1 protein-coding gene is annotated in these 582 nt (G+C 65.3%); it reads left to right on the top strand.

Going from position 1 to position 582, the window contains the following annotated elements; genetic code table 11:
• The coding region (locus HMPREF0591_RS30150; RefSeq protein ID WP_040624615.1) for a PE-PPE domain-containing protein at positions 1-582 on the top strand (582 nt) is incomplete at both ends.

Genomic DNA, 582 nt, shown 5'->3' with positions numbered 1-582 from the left:
GTTGATCATGGGCGGGACCGGAAACCCGCAACCCACGCCCTCCTACGTGACGTCGGTCTACAACACCTACATCGCCCCGCACTACCCCGGCTACAGCCCGGTGGGTCTGACCACGCCCGAGGACTTCTGGCCCGTCACCGGCCTCACCAGCGAAACCTTCGGGCAGTCGGTCCGGCAGGGTGTGGCGATACTCAACAACGCCATCCTGACCCAAACCGGCGCGGGCAATCATGTTGTGGTGCTGGGGTATTCGCAGAGCGCGACGATCGCGACCCTGGAAATGCGTTACCTCGACGCCCTGCCCGCGGCCATCCGGCCGAGTTCGGACCTGCTGTCGTTCGTGTTGCTCTCCGACCCGAACGTGCCGGGCACCGGCATCCTCACGCACTTCATCCCCGGCTTCGGCGCGTTCCACGTCGTGACCCCGGTGGACACCCTCTACCAGACGGCCATCTACACGGTCCAATACGACCCCATCGCGTACTTCCCGCGGAGCATCTTCAACATCGCGGCGGACCTCAACGCCCTGCTGGGCTTCCCCTACCTGCACTCCACCTATCCGACCCTCACCGCCGCGCAACT

Origin of the sequence: Mycobacterium parascrofulaceum ATCC BAA-614, from assembly GCF_000164135.1 — a bacterium.
Taxonomy (GTDB): Bacteria; Actinomycetota; Actinomycetes; order Mycobacteriales; family Mycobacteriaceae; genus Mycobacterium; species Mycobacterium parascrofulaceum.
This window is presented reverse-complemented; position numbering and strand designations above follow the sequence as displayed.